The sequence below is a fragment of the Amycolatopsis sp. NPDC005961 genome (assembly GCF_040629235.1).
In the GTDB taxonomy this organism is placed as follows: domain Bacteria; phylum Actinomycetota; class Actinomycetes; order Mycobacteriales; family Pseudonocardiaceae; genus Amycolatopsis; species Amycolatopsis camponoti.
The window spans coordinates 40965-56503 of the sequence record NZ_JBEXVF010000063.1; the positions used below are offsets into that span (position 1 = coordinate 40965).

The following is a 15539-nucleotide window of genomic DNA, read 5'->3' on the forward strand; positions in this document are numbered from 1 at the left end:
CACCCGAGGAGTACCCCGATGTTCTACGAGATCCGCACCGAGCACGCCCGGAAGGGCCGCGGCGCCGAACTGGCCGGCTACCTGGACGAGACCGTCATCCCGCTGCACCAGGAACGGGGAATGCGGGTGGTGGGCTCGTTCACCGTGGCCGGCGACGAGGACGTCGTCGTCTGGATCAGGCGCTTCGAAGACGACGCCGATCGCGAACGTATCCTGGACGCCGTCCACCAAGATCCCCGGTGCGCTCCCCTGGCCGCCGCCGTCGCGGCGCTGACGAGCGACCCGGCGACCACGATCCGGCTGGTACCGACCGCCGGATCGGCGCTCGGTTGAAAGGAAACTCGTGACGGAGTACCGGCTTCCCGCGACGCGCGAGACCACAGTGGACGTTTTCGACCGGGCCACTCCGCCGGTGCTCACGGTCGACCCCGGCGACTCCGTCGTGGTCGGCTCGCTCGACGCCGCCGGCTACCTGGACCGGCGGGTGCTGGGCCCCACGATGTTCCCGGAGCGGCGCGGGCACTGCCTGACCGGGCCGATCGCGGTGCGCGGCGCCGAGCCCGGCATGGTCCTGGGCGTGCACTTCACGTCGATCACGCCCGGCGACTGGGGCTGGACCGCCGCGGGGACGAAGGACACCGCGCTCAACCGCAGGCTCGGCGTGGCGGACGGACCCGGCGCCTGGCTGACGTGGGACGTCGGAACCGAGACCGCCACCAGCGACCTCGGGCACACCGTCGCCGTCGCGCCTTTCCTCGGCGTCGTCGGCGTTCCGCCCGCCGAGCCGGGACCGCACCCGACCATCCCGCCGCGGGCGGCCGGCGGCGGCAACCTCGACTGCCGGGACCTCGTCGCCGGGTCGACGTTGTTCCTGCCGCTGACCGTCCCCGGCGCGCTGCTGCACCTGGGCGACGGCCACGCGGCGCAGGGCCACGGCGAAGTCGGCGGTACGGCGATCGAGTGCCCGATGACCACCGCGGTGACCCTCAGCCTGGCGGTGGACGCGGCGGTCCCGGGCATCCACGCCGAAACCCCGGAAGGCCGGGTCACCTTCGGCTTCGGGACCGACCTCAACGAGGCCATGGCCGACGCGCTGGCCGCGATGGTGACCTGGCTGCAGCGGCTGCACGGACTGGATCAGGCGACCGCACTGGCGCTCGCCTCGCCGGTCGTCGACCTGCGGATCACCCAGGTCGCCAACGAGACGTGGGGCGTGCACGCCGTCCTCCCGCACGGCGCGATCCGCTGACGGCCGGTCTCACCCGCCGGACGCGGCGACCAGCGATTCCGCGAGCCGCTTCGCCACGCGGAACGGCCGGGCGTCCTGGGAGACCACCGACTGGACGGCCGCGCCTTCGAGCAGGAGCATCAGCTCGTCCGCATCCGCGGTCACCGGGCCCAGGCGCTTGAGCTGCGCCGCCAGGTAGCCATGCAGGGCCGTCTTGTGGTGGCGGACGACTTCGCGGACCGGGTCCCCGGGGTCGGGGAACTCCGAGGCGGCGTTGAGAAACGCGCACCCGCGGTAGCCGTCGCCGGACAGCCACGCCTCGTACGCGTCGAAGACCGCCAGCACCCGGTCACGGGGGTCCGCGTGGCCGGCCGTGACGGCGTCGATCTCGCCCTGCCACCGGCGGTCACGCTCGCGCAGGTACGCGACGACCAGCCCGCTCTTCGAGCCGAAGTTGCCGTACAGCGCCGCCTTCGTCACGCCCGCTTCGGCCGCCACCGTGTCGACACCCACCGCGTGGATGCCGTCGCGGTAGAACAGCGTCGACGCGGCCTTGAGCACCTTCGCTCCCGCGTCTCCCGGGCGTGTCTTGGCCATGTCGCCTCCGTACCGAACAGTCCGCGCTCTACCTGCGAAGACTCTAGCATCACTTGACACCATACAGACCTGTCTGTTTGGTGGAGGTCATGGACGACAGGACAGCCCGGTGGGGGCCCACCGCCGCGATCGGCGCGGGGGTGATCGCCCTCTGCTACGGGTTCGCGCGCTACGCCTACGGCCTTTTCGTGCCGCGGTTCAGCGAGACGTTCGGGTTGACGACGGTCGCGATCGGGGTGCTCGGCGGCCTGTCCACCGCCGGCTACGGCCTCGGCCTGCTCGTGTCGCCGAAGACGTCGGCGCGGTCCGCGCGCGCCACGGTCCTGCTGGCCGGGGCCGCGGCCACCGCGGGGCTGGTGCTGATGGCGCTGGCCCCGGGCGTCGTGGTGTTCGGCGCCGGGATCTTCGTCGCCGGGTGCGGCGCCGGGCTCGTGTCGCCCGGTGTCGCGCAGGTGATCGGCGAGACCGTCGGCGCGCGTCTCCGCGCGCAGGCGCAGACCTGGGCGAACACCGGCACCGGGCTCGGGCTCGCGGCTTCGGCGTTCACGCCCTTGCTGGTGTTCGGCTGGCCGGCGATCTGGGCCACGTTCGCGGTGCTCGGCGCCGCCGTGACGCTCATCGCGTGGCGGACGCTGCCCCGGACCGGTTCCGCCGGCGGCGCCTCCGGCACGAGCCGCGGAATGGGACCGCTGGTGCTCAACTCCGTCCTCATCGGCGTCACGAGCGCGCCGTACTGGACGTTCTCCAGCTCACGGCTCACCGAAGCCGGTCTGAGCCCGGTCGCCGCGACCTGGTGCTGGTTCACGATCGGCGTCGCCGGGCTGCTCGGCGGCTCGGCCGGCCGGGTCGCCGAACGCGTCGGGCTGCGGACGGCCAACCTGGGCACCTGGACGCTCGCCGCGGCGGGCATCGCGCTCCTGGCGCTGCCCGCTCCCGGCCTGCCGGGTGCCCTGGTTTCCAGCGCGCTGTTCGGCGTCACGTACATGGCGCTGACGGGGCTGTGCATCGTGTGGGCCACCCGCGTGTTCCCCGCCCGGCCCGCGCGCGGGGTCACGTGGTCGTTCCTCGGGCTCGGCGCCGGCCAGACGGTGGCGTCACCCCTGGCGGGCGCGGCGGCTTCCGGCATCGGTTTGGCCGCGGTGTTCGGCTTGACCGGCCTCGTGGCCCTGATCGCCTGGAGCCAGCTCGACCCCCGCCTCGCCCCGGCCGAAGAACCCGTTCCGGCCGGTGACCATCCGGTGCCCGGCTTCACCCTTTTCCGGTGAAGACACTTGTGCCTCGCGTCGTTTGTCCGCGGCCGGGGCGGGTATCGGAAGTCCATGCCCTTCCCCATGGCCAGCCGGAGGCGCCCATGAGCACCGGCGACAACTCGACGAAACGGGACTGGATCGACAGCCCCCAGGTGCGCGAAGACGTCGAAACCGTCATCGGAAATCTGCCGCGGCACCAACGCCTTCTGCTCAACCGGCTCGCTCGACCGGGATGGCAGGCTGTGACCCGCGCCGAACTGGCGGTGGTGCGCACGGTGAACTGGCTGTTCGATTCCTTCTGGTACCGGACGCCGCTGCTGCGGATCGGAAACCCCGGTGTGGTGATGGCTCCCGGCGCCCGTGCGGCGGTCCGGGCCGCGGTCGACCGCTACGAGGCTCGGCAGGCCACGGGCCGCGATCCCGCCCGGTCTCCGGGAAGTGCCACGAGGTGACGCGTCTTCCGAAACCACACGAGAGGTCACGGTGCGGGTCCATGGGGCACGAAGGAACCGATCCGGCGCGCGTGCGCGTCGCCGACGATCTCGAGGTGCTGACCCGGCCCGGTCCCTGGGCGGCAGGCGAGGCGCACTACCTCTACCACGAGATCTTCACCCACGACGACTACCTCCGCGATCTCCCGCCCCTGCGGCCGGACGCGGTGGTCGTCGACGCGGGCGCGAACATCGGGTTGTTCGCGCTGCGCGTCGCCGGGTTGTGTCCGGACGCCCGGCTCGTCGTCGTGGAACCGGTTCCCGCGACCTGCGCCCTGCTGCGGGCCAACCTGGCCGGCCTCGCCCCCGGGTCGGTGCGTGTCGTCGAAGCCGCTCTCGGGCGCCGCTCCGGCCGGGCGGTCTTGACCGCGTACCGGCACCTGTCGGCCAATTCGACCGGCCGGCCGTGGGAGAAGCCCGCGCACTGGGTGGCGGAGATGCGGGAGACCCAGACCGACCCGCGGCTGGCCGACGAGATGCTGAGCACCGACCTCGTCGAGGTCGAGGTCGTCCGGCTCTCGAGCGTCCTGCCGCCGGAAGCACCGCGGATCGACCTCGTCAAGGTGGACGTCGAGGGCGCGGAACTGGAAGTGCTGCACGGCATCGACGAGCGGGACTGGCCGCGAATCGCCGCGCTGGTCGTGGAAGTGCACGATGTCGACGACCGGGTGCGCGAGGTCGAACGCCTGCTCACCCGGCACGGCTTCGAGTGCGGCCGGCGGGTGCCGGCGATGATGTCGCCGGATCTGCGGCACCACATCGTGACCGCTGTGCGGGCCTGAGCGTCATCACGTCCAGCCGGCGAAGAAGCCGGCCAATGTCGTGCTCCGGTCGTCCGCCCCGTCGAGGGAGAGCCGGCGTCGCCCGAAGGCGCGGTCGATCAGGTCGTCGGTCTCGAAGCGCGCGGACCAGCGCCGCGCGCGTCCGAGGGCACGGGTCGACCACGCGACCCCCAGTCGCCGCCCCGCGCGGACGAGGTCGACCCGGCCGACGTCGGACTCCGCGATCATCGTCACCGCGCGCTCGACCGCGGCGGCCGGCAGCGGCTCGTGGACGTCGACGCGGACCCGGGCCCGGCGAAGCTGGTCTCCGCTCCACGGTTCCGTGCGCACCACCGCCGCGTAGGTCTCCCGAAGGCGCTCGTCCGGGGCGGACAGCCGGATCCCCAGGTCGCGGTGGGTCTGGCGCAGCAGCGAGTGCACGGTGCGCACGGTGTGGCCGAACGGGCCGGCGGCGTGCACGTCGACGAGCACATCGGGGATCGCCCCGGGCATCGGGGCGCCCCGGGTGGACGGCTCGGGGATCACCGCCGCCAGCCGGGCGCTCTGGTGGTCCATGACCTCGGCCTCCCCGCCCCGGCCGGCCCAGTCCGGCCCGTCGTGCCACGCGACGGCGGCCCGCTCGTGCACCAGCACCGCGCCCGCGTTCCACGCCCGGTACGCGAGATCCCAGTCCTCCCCGCCGTACCCGACGAACCGCTCGTCGAAGCCGGCCAGGTCGTGGAAGAGGTCGCGCCGGCACGCGAGCACCGCGCCGATCACGAACCGGAAGCTGCGGCCGTCGGCGTGCAGCAGGTTTTCCGAAGCGGCGTAGGCGTCCCGCAACCAAGCGGGCTCCGCCAGCGCGGCCGAGGCAGCTGGGTGCCGGTCGTGGGCCAGCCCGGCGAAGGAGGCGTGCCGGCGCCGTCCCACCGCCAGCACGTCGGGACACAAGGCGATGTGGCGGACGATCTCCTCGACGTATCCTGCCTCCGGCACGGTGTCCGCGTCGAGGAAGACCAGTACTTCGCCCACGCTCCGCCGGGCGGCCAGGTTCCGGACGGCTCCGGCGCGGAAACCCTCGTCCGGCTGGCTGACCACCACGGTTTCGACGCCGGGTACGGCGAAGCCGGGGGTGCGCGCCGAGCCGTCGTCGGCGAGCACGACCTGGGCCGGGCGCAAGGTCTGGCGGCGCAGCGCCGAAGCCATGCGGCGCAGGAGGTGGTGCTGCTCGTAGTGGGTCACGATCACGGTCACCGTGGGGACCTGCCGTGGATACCCGGCCAGCAGATCCCAGCGGTTGCGCGGGACCAGGACGTCGCTCAGCACGAGAGCACCCGGGCCAGCACCGATCGGTAGAGCGCGACGTGCTCGGCGCCGACGTCACACCAGCGCGGGTAGTACGGCAGCCGCGTCAGGTGCGGTTCGTCGAGCGCCCGGGCGACCTGGTCGGCCACCTCGGCCCGGGTCTCCGCCGGCAGGAGGTGGCCGGGGTAGCGGCGCCCGATCTCGCGGCTGTACGGACCCGCCGACGTGATGGGCCGCCGCCGGCACGACAGCCAGGACAACAACGAACCGCTGGCGCTGACCTCGCTGTTGAGGACCACCGGCACTCCCGCCGCCCGCGTCACCGCCGCGAACCGGGAGTCGCTCAGGTGACCGGTGATCGCGAACGGGACGTGGCGGGCCTCGGCGTACTCGCGCAACTCGTCTTCCAGGTCGCGGTGGCCGGCGCTCGCGGTGCCCGCGGCGAGCACCCCGGGCGGACCGCCGGGCCGGCGCCGGCCCACCGCCTCGGCCACCTCGATCGCCTCACGATGTCCCTTCCCGGGGTAGAGGTAGCCGAGCAGAACCAGCGACGACGTCACGCCGTCCGGGACATCGCCCGGGCCGTGGCCCGGTTCCGCGGGCAGCGGAAGGTCGATGTGGTGGGGCGCCGCACCGGTGAGCCGGGTGATCTTGCGGGCTTCGTGCTCGGCGGAGACGACGACGGCGTCGCTGGCTGCCACGACGGCCGCGTAGCCGGCGGACCGCGCCACGTCGCGCCGGCCGCGGCCGGTAGGGTCGGGGACGTCGTGCAGCGTGACCACGAGCGGACGTCGCGCGCGTGCGGCCCACCTCCGGTAATCCCGGGCCGCTTCTTCGATCGTCGGCCCGAACAAGGCGTCGGTGAAGTGGGCGTGGGTCAGGTCCGGTTCGTGGTCGGTCTCCAGCGCCCCGCGGGAGGCGCACAGCCGGGCCACCGAGCGTGCGTGCCGGACCACCCCGTGGCCGGCCGGGCCGGGTGCGTACGTGTGCACCCTCACCGCGGCCCGCCCGCCGCCACCCCGGTCACCGCGCGGTAGACGGCCAAGTGGGCGGCGACGATCACGTCGCGCTCGGCCGCTCGCCGCCGCGGGTCGGCGTGCCACCGCGGGCGACGCTCGTAGGCGTGCCGCAGCGTTCGATCCAGGCTGCGGCGGTCCACTTCGGTTTCGGTGCGGTGGTACAGCAGGCACGGCGCCTGCTCGTCGAAGAACCCGCAATCCGGCGCCAGAACCGTGGTGCCCAGGTCGTAGCAGGCTTCCAGCCACCCCGAGTGGGTGCCGAACCGGTGCGGTAGCACGGAGACGTCCAGGCTTTCGAGGTAGTCGAACAACTCGGCGTCGGAGAACCGCGGTCGCACGGTGACCGGAACGCCTCGCCGTGCCAATTCCCCGGCGGCCCGCCGGCCGCCGTCGTCGTCGTGCGCGTGGACCAGCAACCGGGCCCCGGGCAAGGTGGCGACGGTGCGGGCCAGCTGTTCGGCGACGGCCACGGCGTCGCAGTTCGCGCGCACGCTCTTCGCGTGCACCCCGACGACGAAGGAGTCATCGGCACCACGACGGGAAGCGAGCCGCGCGCGGGCCGGTTCCACGACGTGGGGGTGCGGAACGACTTTCGCGCGGCGTCCCCACTCGCCGGCGATCCGGGCGGCCGCGCCGGGGGTCAAGGTGATCACCGCGTCGGCCGCGGGAACCAGGACGTCCAGGGCGGCGCGGTGCGGGCCGGGATCGGCCTGGTGCGGGTTGCGCAGATCGTGGACCGTCAGCACGAGCGGCTTCCCCTGCGCGCGCAAGGCTTCGACGGTCGCCCTCAGCTCCGAAGTGGACCGGTGCTCGTAGCCGAAATGCAGGTGCAACAGGTCGAATCGATCGTGGTGGGCGTGCAGCCACGCGGGTTCCAGTGACCGGTGGGGCCACCACTCGCCGGCGGCCGCCCCGGGCACCGGCGGATCGGGCAGCACCCGGAACTCCGGCGTCGCCCGTGCGTCCGAAATATTGCGTACGTAAGAATGGCCCGCCGGAACCGAGGCAACCATCAACGGCCTATTCACGCGGGGTGTGTATCCACTCTTCCGGCCGATAAACACCGCGAAGATCCACGGAATCCGCGTTTACCGGCCCGGGAGCGGGGAACCACTTCGATCGAGTTGTCGTGCGCATCCGGTAATTGTCGAGCGGATCGAATGGCGGGCCGGTGTGCGTCGATCACCGGGTGCTTGCCTGCCCGCACCGGCCGCCTACGAAGTGGTGAACGAGCAATCCTGCAGAAGGAGCACGGTGGTACGCGCAACACCCACAGTGGATCGGGGCCGGCGTGACCCGGCGACGGGACCGGCCGGCCGTGCTCGGTCCGTCCCCGTCGCGGACCGGCCGGAACGCGAGAGCCACCCCGGCCCCGTGCTGTCGATCGGCCTGGTCGCCTCGGCGCGCTACCCCATCCGTGAACCGTTCGCGGGCGGTCTGGAGGCGCACACCTGGCAGCTGGCCACCGGGCTGCGGAAACGGGGGCACGAGGTGACGATCTTCGGCGGGACCGGGTCCGACCCGGCGCTGGGCGTCAAGGCGATGCCGGTGCTGCCGGGGTTGTCGGCGCAGGCCCGGCTGGACGTCAGCATGCCCGCCGACTACTTCATGGCCGAGCACCACGCCTACCTCGGCCTGATGCTCGACCTCGCGGCCGCCGCGGACTGCGACGTGGTGCACAACAACTCGCTGCACTACCTGCCCATCGCCATGGCGCCGACCCTGGGCACCCCCATGCTGACCACGCTGCACACCCCGCCCACCCCCTGGCTGGAGTCCGCGATCCGGCTCCGCTCCCCCGGCCACACCCGCTTCGCCGCCGTCAGCGCCCACACCGCACGGCAGTGGTCGTCGCTGGTGCCGGCGGTTTCCGTGGTGCACAACGGGGTCGACCTGGACCGGTGGGTTCCCGGCCCCGGGGGCGAGCCCCCCGTCTGGTTCGGCCGCATGGTGCCGGAGAAGGGGCCCGAGCTGGCCATCGAAGCCGCGCTGGCCGCCGGTACCGGGCTCAGGCTGGCCGGGCCGCGACCGGACGCCGAGTACTTCCGGCACCGGATCGAGCCGCTGCTGGGCGGGGAGATCGAGTACCTGGGCCACCTCACCCACCTCGACCTGGTCCGGCTGGTCGGTTCGGCGAGCGTCGCCGTGGTGTCCCCGCGCTGGGAGGAGCCCTACGGGCTGGTGGTCGCGGAAGCGCTCGCCTGCGGTACGCCGGTCGCCGGGTTCGCCCGGGGCGCGTTGCCCGAAATCCTCGACGAGCACACCGGCGTCCTCGCCGCCCCCGACGACGTGACGGGGCTCGCCACCGCCCTCACGCGGGCGGTGACGCTGGACCGCGCCGCGGCGCGCCGGCGGGCGGAGGCGACGTGTTCGGTGGACCGGATGGTCGACGGGTACGTGCGGATCTACCGGGAGCTGCGGTCATGATCGCCTACTACGTGCACCACCACGGCTCCGGACACCTCCAACGGGCCAGCGCCATCGCCCGACGCCTCGGCCAGGACGTGCTCGGGCTCTCCACCCTGCCCGCCCCCACCGACTGGCCCGGCCGGTGGACCACGCTGCCCGGCGACGCCGACGGAGCCGATGCCGCTCAGGACGACGTCACCGCCGGTGGCACGCTGCACTGGGCGCCCCGGCGGCACCCGGGCCTGCGCGATCGCATGGCCCTGGTGAGCGCGGAGCTGCACCGGCACGCGGTTCGGCTGCTGGTGGTCGACGTGTCGGTCGAGATCGCGCTGCTGGCCCGGCTGCACGGGGTGCCGGTGGTCGTCGTCGCCCAGCCGGGGCGGCGGACCGACCGGGCCCACCGCACGGCCTACGACCTGGCCGAGACGATCCTCGCGCCGTGGCCCCGGCGGCCCGCGCCGGACTGGCCGTCCGCATGGCTGGCCAAAACCGTGCACGTGGGCGCGTTCTCCCGCTTCGACGGACGGGCCGCGTCCCCGGCCGGCGCGGCGCGGCGCGCGCTCGTGCTGTGGGGGTCGGGCGGCCTGGCGGTCTCCACCGCCCAGCTCCACGCCGCCGCGGCGGCCACCCCGCGGTGGCAGTGGGACATCGCGGGCCCGGCGCAGACCGAGGAACCTCCCCCGCCCAACCTTCACCACCACGGGTGGGTGGCCGACCCGTGGCCGCTGCTCACCGAGGCCGGTGTCGTGGTCACGCACGCCGGTCAGAACGCTCTCGCCGAAGTGGCCGCTGCCCGGCGGCCCGCGGTCGTCATCCCCCAGCCCCGGCCGTTCGACGAGCAGGAAGCCACCGCGGAGGCCTTGGTCCGCGCTTCGCTGGGAGTGGTCGAACGGTCCTGGCCGGCTCCGCCCCGGTGGCCCGGGGTGCTGACCGAGGCGCAGGCCCGCGGCGGCGACTGGGCGCCGTGGTCGCCCGGCGACGGGGCGGAGCGTGCCGCAGCCGCCCTGAGCGACCTGGCGCGGTCCCGGTGAAGCGCCCGCGCACCGCCGTCGTCACCATCACGGCCGGGCGGGACTCCCACCTCCAACGGCAACGAGACGCTCTCGACGCCGCCGACGCCGACGTGCACGTCGTCGTCACCATGGCCGATGTCCCCCAGCTGCGTCCCTCCCCCTCGGCGCCGCCCCTCGAACTGGTCACCGTCCGCCCCGGACCCCGGGGGCTGCCCCTGGCCGCGGCCCGCAACGCCGGGGCGCGCGCGGCTCTCGACCGGGAAGCCGAGCTGCTGATCTTCCTCGACGTCGACTGCGTTCCCGGTCCCGGGGCGCTGGCCCGCTACGCCACCGCGGCGAGCCGGGTTCCCCCGGCGACGCTGCTGTGCGGGCCCGTGGCGTACCTGCCGCCGCCTCCACCCGGCGGCTACCCCGCGCCGCGCGAGCTCGCCCGGCTGGCCCGCCCGCACGAAGGCAGGCCGGCGCCGGAAGAGGGTGAGATCCTGCTGGACGACCAGCGGTTCGAGCTGTTCTGGTCGTTGTCGTTCGCGCTCCTGCGGGACGACTGGCGACGCTTCGGCGGGTTCTGCGAACAGTTCGCGGGCTACGGCGCCGAAGACACCGACTTCGCCCTGCGGGCCGCCGCGCGCGGCGCCCGGCTGGCCTGGGTCGGCGGCGCCACCGCCTACCACCAGTACCACCCACCCAGCCGGCACGAGCCGCGGCACGTCCGCGAGCTGGTGGCCAACGCCCGGCTTTTCCACCGTCGCCACGGTTTCTGGCCGATGACCGGCTGGCTGACCGAGCTCGACCGGGCCGGGGCCGTCCGGTTCGACCGCGGTCTCGGCACCCTCCGTCTGCTCCCCGGGTTCGGCGACCGGCTCGAGACCCGCCAAGTCCAGTGAGGATCCAGCATGTTCGCTCGAAACGTCGCCGTCATCGGAACCGGGTACGTCGGACTCACCACCGGGGCCTGCCTGGCGTCGCTCGGCCACTCCGTGGTGTGCGCCGACTCGGACCGGGACAAGGTGGACCGGTTGCGCAAGGGCCAGGTCGACATCCTGGAACCGGAACTGGCCGACCTGGTCGCCGACGGCACCGCCGCGGGCCGGCTCACCTGGGTCACCGAGGCCGGTGCCGTGTTCGAGCAGGGCACCCGGCCGGTGGAGATCGTCTTCCTCTGCGTCCCGACGCCCATGGGGGCGGGCGGACTGGCCGATCTCGGTGTCCTCGAGGCGGTGGTGGACGAAATCCGCACGCTCCTGCCTCCGGACTGCGTCCTGGTGACCAAGTCCACCGTGCCCGTCGGCACCGGGGACCGGATCACGCAGCTGCTGGACCGCGAGGACGTCGCGGTGGTGTCCAACCCGGAGTTCCTGCGTGAAGGCACGGCGGTGCACGACTTCCTGCACCCGGACCGGATCGTCGTCGGCTCCGCGCGTCAGGACGCGGCCGAGCGGGTCGCGGCGCTGTACGCGCGGCTCGGTGCGCCGACCGTGCTGACCGACGGCCCGTCCGCCGAGCTGATCAAGTACGCCGCCAACTGTTTCCTGGCGATGAAGCTGTCCTACGTGAACGCCGTGGCGGAACTCTGCGAGCGCGTCGGGGCCGACGTCGTCGACGTCACCGAAGGCATGGGGTACGACCGCCGCATCGGCCAGAAGTTCCTGTCCCCCGGGCCGGGCTGGGGAGGTTCCTGCCTGCCGAAGGACACTTCCGCGCTGCTGCAGCTGGCCGACTCCGCCGACTTCGAGTTCCGGCTCGTCCGGGCGGCCATCGACACCAACAGCCGTCAGCACAAGCGGATGGTCGACAAGATCCGCCTCGCCGTCACGGGCAGCCGTACGGGGTCGCTCAGCAAGGTGAAACTGGCCTTGCTGGGCCTGACGTTCAAGGCGGGCACCGACGACCTCCGGGACTCGCCGTCGTTGGCGGTCGCCGCGCTGCTGCGCCAGGCCGGGGCCGACGTGGTCGCGTTCGACCCGGCGGTGTCCCCCGCCGACGACGGGCTCCCGCTGGCCGTGGCGAGCGACGCCTACCAGGCCGCGGCGGACGCGGACGCGATCGTGGTCCTCACCGAGTGGCCCGAGTTCCGGCGCCTGGACTGGCCCCGCCTGGCCGCCTGCGTGCGCACCCCGACCGTGGTCGACACCCGCAACCTCCTCGACCCGTCCGCCCTCGCCCAGGCCGGCTTCAGCTGGAGCGGCGTCGGCCGCCCGGCGCGAGCCGAATCGCCGCCCGGTGGACACCTCCTCACCGGGTCGGCCACCGCGTCACGATGACCGGCCGGAGCCGAAGTGACGCACCTTCACGGGCAGCGATTCCCAGGCGCGGAGGGTGTTGTTGTGGTGGCGTTTCGACGTGCCGTCGAGTCAGGACCTTGCGCCCTTCCGGGATGCGGACGTCCCCGACGCGCACAGCGGTGGTCGTCGTGCGGAAGAACGTCTGGACCGGTGACTCCCGGCGCACGGCTTCGTCGAAAGCGACCCGGGCCAGGCTCGGGTTGTCCCGCAACCGGCGCCACTGATCCGGGTGGGTGGCGAAGGCGTACAGAACGGCGGACAGCGCGTGCACGCCGGCCTCGCCGCTCTGCTGGCCGCCGCGCGTGGCGTCACCCGGACCCTGTCCGGTCGCCGCTGACCCGGGACGGTCCGGCTGTCGATCACCGCGGCGACGCGAACACGTCGCTCACCCAGTCGGCGATGAAGGTGCTGACGTGGCCGAGGTGATCGAGCCCGATGTGCTCGCTGGCCCCTTCCGCGGCGGTGAACACGCGCAGCTTCCGGTCCGGGCTGTGCACGGCCTGCTCGTACGAGCGGTGCGCGTAGTCCAGGGGGATCTGCCGGTCGCGTTCGCCGTGGCAGATGAGGAACGGCACGGTGATCTCGCCGACGACGCCGTCGAGGTGGATCCGGTCGGCGAAGGAGATGAACTCGTCGAGGTTTTCGTGGCCCCAGACCCACAACACGTGCTCCCAGTAGTGCGGGACCGGGCGCTCGCCCTCGCGCTCCAGGCGCCGCCGCTGCACGGCACCCCAGTCGTGGTTGGCTCCCCACGCGACCACCAGGGCGAGCCGCTTCTCGAACGCGGCGGCGCGCGGCGCGTAGTAGCCGCCGAGTGACCAGCCCACCAGCCCGATCCGGGTGCGGTCGACGTCGTCGCGGGTCTCGAGGTAGTCCACGCAAGCGCTCGCCCACGCCTCGGTGTCGACCCGGGCCGTGAGGCCCTGGACCCGCAGCGCCTCGCCGGAGCCGGGGCAGTCGACCATCAGGCACGAGATGCCGCGGGCGGCCAGCTCGGCCCAGTGCCCGGAGGCGTACATGTGCTCCTTGGTCGAGTCGAGGCCGTTCCACATGATCATCACCGGGGCGTTCCCGCCCGCGGCGCTGAAGTAGGCGGGAAGCGTGGTGCCCTCGTACGGGATTTCGACGCGGCCGAGGCCGGGATCCTTGAGGTCAAAAGCTTTCTGCTGCAGTTCGAGCACCCGGCGGTAGCTGTCGAGCCGGCCTTCGGCCGAGGCGCTCTGCAGGCGTTCGGCCTGGGCGAGGTAGTTGGTGGCGCGGGCGTACAGCTGTCCGGCGGTGCGCCGGTGGCCTTCCTTCTCGGCCTCCTCGGCCTGGCCGACGAGCTGGTCGGTCAGCGCGGTCCAGGCGCGCAGGAAGTCGGGGGTGCCGGCGTCCTCGCCGCGGGTGGCGGCTTCGCGGATGGGCCGGCAGGCGCGGTCGACCTCGTCGATGAGCCCGCCGCTGTTGAGGGTCGCGACGACCCCCAGGCTCCACGGGTAGTTCTCGGGGAAGTACTCGAACACGTTCGTCCTCTCGGGTTCAGGGCGTGACCGGCGGCCGCACCGCGTCACTGATCGATTTCACGCCGCCGTGGGCGGTCATCCCGCCGTCCACGGGGATCTCCGCGCCGGAGATGAACGAGGCCTCGTCGCTCAGCAGGAACACGACGAGCGGCGCGACCTCGTCGGGCGTGCCGGTCCGGCCCAGCGGGGTCTCGCGGATGTTCGCCGCGCGGAAACCGGCCGCGGCGGAAGCGGTCATCGGGGTTTCGACGTAACCGGGGTGGACGGTGTTCACCCGGATCCCGCGCGGCCCCAGCTCCAGGCACGCCGTCTTGGCCAGGCCGCGCAGAGCCCACTTGCTCGCGGTGTACGCGACCGGGAAGTGCCCGGTCACGGCGGCCGCCGAGCCGACCACGACGATCGAGCCGCCGTCGGACATGAGCCCCGACACCGCCTGGATCGCACGGACCGTCCCGCCGACGTTGACGTCGTGAACCCGGGCCAGATCGGCCGGGTCGAGGTCGCCGAGCCGGGCTCGCCAGGTGATCCCGGCGTTCGCCACGAGCCCGTCGACCCGCCCGTGCCGCCGCGCGACGTCGGCCACCAGGTCGCGCCAGCCGCCGGCATCGGTCACGTCCAGCTGCCGGTAGCCGGCTCCGGCGAGGTCTTCCTCGGGTTCCCGGCCGAGGTCCACGGCGAAGACCTCGGCGCCTTCGGCGGCGAGCAGCCGTGCCTCCGCGGCGCCCTGGCCGCGGCCGCCACCGGTGACCACCACGACCTTGCCGGCCACCCGGCCGGTCATCGCGTCCGCCTGCGTGACCGGGGCCGAGCCGGGCGCACCGGCGGCAGCCGCGCGCCGGCGACCACGGTGTTGCGGATCGTGCCCAGGCCCTCGACCGTCATCTCGACGACGTCGCCGGGGGCCAGCGGCGGAACGTCCCGGCCGCGCCCCCACAGCTCGGCGAGGCAGCCGCCGTTGCCGCAGGTGCCCGAGCCGAGGACGTCGCCGGCGCGGACCCAGGTGCCGCGCGAGGCGTAGGAGACGAGGTCGGCGAACGGCCAGCCCATGTTGGCCAGCAGGTCGCGTCCGACCGGCCTGCCGTTGACGGCGACGCTCATCTCGAGGGCGAGGAACCCGTCTTCGTCGTGCCGGTCCGCCAGCTCGTCGGCCGTGACGAGCCACGGCCCGAGCGTCGTGGCCGAGTCCTTGCCCTTGGCCGGGCCGAGCTGGACCTTCATCTCCCGGCGCTGCAGATCGCGGGCGGACCAGTCGTTGAGGATCGTGTAACCGAAGATCGCCTCGTGTGCCCGCTCGGGGGTCAGGGACGTGCCGTCGCGGCCGACGATCGCGGCGACCTCCAGCTCGAAGTCGAACAGCGCGCTGCCGGGGGGAATCGCGACGTCGTCGTGGGCCCCGAGCAGGGCGTAGGGGTTGGTGAAGTAGAAAGTCGGTGCCTCGTACCACTCCGGCGGCACGCCCGCCCCGCCGGACACGCTCGCGACGACCCCTTCGACGTGTTCTTCGAAGGCGACGAAGTCCCGGACGGTCGGCGGAGCCAGCGGCGGCAGCAGCCGCACCTCGGTCAGCGCCACCGCGGGCCCGCGCAGGGCCGCCGCGCCGCCTTGATGCCGTTGGCGCGCTGGAGGTCGAGGACCGCGGTGCGGGTTTTTTCGTAGTAGCAGCCGGTGCCGGTGAAGCC

15 protein-coding genes and 1 pseudogene are annotated in these 15539 nt (G+C 73.4%); 9 read left to right on the forward strand and 7 right to left on the reverse strand.

Going from position 1 to position 15539, the window contains the following annotated elements:
• The first annotated feature begins 18 nt into the window (after positions 1–18).
• Both ABZ342_RS38215 and ABZ342_RS38220 read left to right on the forward strand, forming a co-directional pair.
• A complete protein-coding gene (locus ABZ342_RS38215; RefSeq protein WP_360483804.1) occupies positions 19–333 on the forward strand; it encodes an NIPSNAP family protein in 315 nt (104 codons plus the stop codon).
• A gap of 10 nt (positions 334–343) precedes the next feature.
• Positions 344–1249: an acetamidase/formamidase family protein gene (locus ABZ342_RS38220; protein ID WP_360483807.1), complete on the forward strand. Its 906-nt coding sequence runs from the start codon at positions 344–346 to the stop codon at positions 1247–1249.
• Positions 1250–1258: 9 nt separating this feature from the next.
• Here the strand turns inward: ABZ342_RS38220 and ABZ342_RS38225 are convergent, their stop codons facing one another.
• A complete protein-coding gene (locus ABZ342_RS38225; RefSeq protein ID WP_360483810.1) occupies positions 1259–1825 on the reverse strand; it encodes a TetR/AcrR family transcriptional regulator in 567 nt (188 codons plus the stop codon).
• A gap of 89 nt (positions 1826–1914) precedes the next feature.
• Here ABZ342_RS38225 and ABZ342_RS38230 point away from each other — a divergent pair, with 89 nt between their 5' ends.
• From ABZ342_RS38230 to ABZ342_RS38240, 3 genes are all read left to right on the forward strand, one after another.
• Positions 1915–3090, forward strand: a complete 1176-nt coding sequence (locus ABZ342_RS38230; RefSeq protein ID WP_360483813.1) for an MFS transporter — start codon at positions 1915–1917, stop codon at positions 3088–3090.
• Positions 3091–3176: 86 nt separating this feature from the next.
• On the forward strand, positions 3177–3527 hold the full coding sequence (locus ABZ342_RS38235) for a hypothetical protein (RefSeq protein WP_360483816.1): 351 nt from the start codon (positions 3177–3179) through the stop codon (positions 3525–3527).
• 41 nt (positions 3528–3568) lie between these two features.
• Positions 3569–4348, forward strand: a complete 780-nt coding sequence (locus tag ABZ342_RS38240; protein WP_360483819.1) for an FkbM family methyltransferase — start codon at positions 3569–3571, stop codon at positions 4346–4348.
• A 6-nt stretch (positions 4349–4354) separates the two neighbouring features.
• On the opposite strand, the gene ABZ342_RS38245 is transcribed toward ABZ342_RS38240, so the two are convergent.
• From ABZ342_RS38245 to ABZ342_RS38255, 3 genes are read right to left on the reverse strand one after another with little or no spacing between them, the layout of a single operon-like run.
• Entirely contained in the window at positions 4355–5653 is a 1299-nt protein-coding gene (locus ABZ342_RS38245; RefSeq protein ID WP_360483822.1) for a glycosyltransferase, read from the reverse strand.
• Entirely contained in the window at positions 5647–6630 is a 984-nt protein-coding gene (locus ABZ342_RS38250; RefSeq protein WP_360483825.1) for a hypothetical protein, read from the reverse strand. Before ABZ342_RS38250 ends, ABZ342_RS38245 begins: the two co-directional genes overlap by 7 nt.
• Positions 6627–7589 (reverse strand): glycosyltransferase family 1 protein, encoded by a 963-nt coding sequence (locus ABZ342_RS38255; protein WP_360483828.1) that lies wholly within the window; start codon positions 7587–7589, stop codon positions 6627–6629. The genes ABZ342_RS38250 and ABZ342_RS38255 overlap by 4 nt, the downstream gene beginning before the upstream one ends.
• A gap of 436 nt (positions 7590–8025) precedes the next feature.
• Here ABZ342_RS38255 and ABZ342_RS38260 point away from each other — a divergent pair, with 436 nt between their 5' ends.
• From ABZ342_RS38260 to ABZ342_RS38275, 4 genes are read left to right on the forward strand one after another with little or no spacing between them, the layout of a single operon-like run.
• The gene (locus ABZ342_RS38260) at positions 8026–9078 is read left to right on the forward strand and encodes a glycosyltransferase (RefSeq protein WP_360483831.1); all 1053 of its coding nucleotides are present in this window, start codon (positions 8026–8028) and stop codon (positions 9076–9078) included.
• Positions 9075–10091: a glycosyltransferase gene (locus ABZ342_RS38265; RefSeq protein WP_360483834.1), complete on the forward strand. Its 1017-nt coding sequence runs from the start codon at positions 9075–9077 to the stop codon at positions 10089–10091. Before ABZ342_RS38260 ends, ABZ342_RS38265 begins: the two co-directional genes overlap by 4 nt.
• Positions 10088–10957 (forward strand): galactosyltransferase-related protein, encoded by an 870-nt coding sequence (locus ABZ342_RS38270; RefSeq protein ID WP_360483837.1) that lies wholly within the window; start codon positions 10088–10090, stop codon positions 10955–10957. Before ABZ342_RS38265 ends, ABZ342_RS38270 begins: the two co-directional genes overlap by 4 nt.
• A 9-nt stretch (positions 10958–10966) precedes the next feature.
• On the forward strand, positions 10967–12334 hold the full coding sequence (locus ABZ342_RS38275; protein WP_360483840.1) for a UDP-glucose/GDP-mannose dehydrogenase family protein: 1368 nt from the start codon (positions 10967–10969) through the stop codon (positions 12332–12334).
• Positions 12335–12714: 380 nt separating this feature from the next.
• Here the strand turns inward: ABZ342_RS38275 and ABZ342_RS38280 are convergent, their stop codons facing one another.
• The 3 genes and pseudogenes from ABZ342_RS38280 to ABZ342_RS38290 form a co-directional block, all read right to left on the reverse strand.
• A complete protein-coding gene (locus ABZ342_RS38280) occupies positions 12715–13860 on the reverse strand; it encodes an alpha/beta fold hydrolase (RefSeq protein WP_360483843.1) in 1146 nt (381 codons plus the stop codon).
• Between the two features lie 16 nt (positions 13861–13876).
• Positions 13877–14641, reverse strand: a complete 765-nt coding sequence (locus ABZ342_RS38285) for an SDR family oxidoreductase (protein ID WP_360483846.1) — start codon at positions 14639–14641, stop codon at positions 13877–13879.
• Positions 14638–15447: pseudogene (locus tag ABZ342_RS38290) on the reverse strand (fumarylacetoacetate hydrolase family protein); the annotation flags it as partial. The gene ABZ342_RS38285 and the pseudogene ABZ342_RS38290, both read right to left, overlap by 4 nt.
• Positions 15448–15539 lie beyond the last annotated feature (92 nt).

What these genes read in the sequence shown, in the direction of transcription:
- ABZ342_RS38215 (WP_360483804.1), top strand. Translation starts at nt 19, where the DNA reads ATGTTCTACGAGATCCGCACCGAGCACGCCCGGAAGGGCCGCGGCGCC.
- ABZ342_RS38225 (WP_360483810.1), bottom strand. Translation starts at nt 1,825, where the DNA reads ATGGCCAAGACACGCCCGGGAGACGCGGGAGCGAAGGTGCTCAAGGCC.
- ABZ342_RS38230 (WP_360483813.1), top strand. Translation starts at nt 1,915, where the DNA reads ATGGACGACAGGACAGCCCGGTGGGGGCCCACCGCCGCGATCGGCGCG.
- ABZ342_RS38235 (WP_360483816.1), top strand. Translation starts at nt 3,177, where the DNA reads ATGAGCACCGGCGACAACTCGACGAAACGGGACTGGATCGACAGCCCC.
- ABZ342_RS38240 (WP_360483819.1), top strand. Translation starts at nt 3,569, where the DNA reads ATGGGGCACGAAGGAACCGATCCGGCGCGCGTGCGCGTCGCCGACGAT.
- ABZ342_RS38265 (WP_360483834.1), top strand. Translation starts at nt 9,075, where the DNA reads ATGATCGCCTACTACGTGCACCACCACGGCTCCGGACACCTCCAACGG.
- ABZ342_RS38275 (WP_360483840.1), top strand. Translation starts at nt 10,967, where the DNA reads ATGTTCGCTCGAAACGTCGCCGTCATCGGAACCGGGTACGTCGGACTC.
- ABZ342_RS38285 (WP_360483846.1), bottom strand. Translation starts at nt 14,641, where the DNA reads ATGACCGGCCGGGTGGCCGGCAAGGTCGTGGTGGTCACCGGTGGCGGC.